The sequence below is a fragment of the Candidatus Skiveiella danica genome (assembly GCF_022705245.1).
GTDB classification, from domain to species: Bacteria; Pseudomonadota; Gammaproteobacteria; order Burkholderiales; family Burkholderiaceae_C; genus Skiveiella; species Skiveiella danica.
In genome coordinates, this window is record NZ_JAKJEW010000178.1 from 1 (window position 1) to 551 (window position 551).

Genomic DNA, 551 nt, shown 5'->3' on the forward strand with positions numbered 1-551 from the left:
TACCTGGCGGACGCGCCGCGCTTCATCGCCTACATCCGCGCCACCTGCGCACGCTACCGCGAGCTGACGCCGCTGCTGCGCCTGGTCGATGAACTGGAGGGCACGCAGGCGGCCATGGGCTACGCCTTCGGCCGGGTTTAACAACGGCGCGGTGCATTGGTTGTCTTCCCCCCTCGCGGGCTTGTGTATGCACACATCTTTTTGATAGCGCGTAACGCATATTTAGCGCAGGTTTTAGCTCCCTCGCCCCCTTGGGGGAGAGGGTTGGGGTGAGGGGGTGATGCGGCGCAGCGCCCCGTTTTTACACCCTCACCCCCGCCCTCTCCCGCACGCGGGAGAGGGAGAAACAGGCGCCAACGCAGCGGCCATGGTTTTCATCATCAAAACAGCCTGCAACACTTATCTACCAAGCGCTAACAGCTACTATTTTTAAACTGAATGCCACGTTTTTACTGCCCCCTGCCCCTGGCCGCCGGCGCGCAAGTCACGCTGCCACCCCAGGCCGCGCGCCATGTGCAGGTGCTGCGCCTGCAGCCGGGCGGCGTCATCAC

Annotated in this window: 2 pseudogenes; both read left to right on the forward strand. The window is 63.5% G+C overall.

What is annotated here, in order from left to right:
* A pseudogene (locus tag ACMUOY_RS20830) lies at positions 1-141 on the forward strand (aminoglycoside phosphotransferase); the annotation flags it as partial.
* Positions 142-438: 297 nt separating this feature from the next.
* A pseudogene (locus ACMUOY_RS20835) lies at positions 439-551 on the forward strand (16S rRNA (uracil(1498)-N(3))-methyltransferase); the annotation flags it as partial.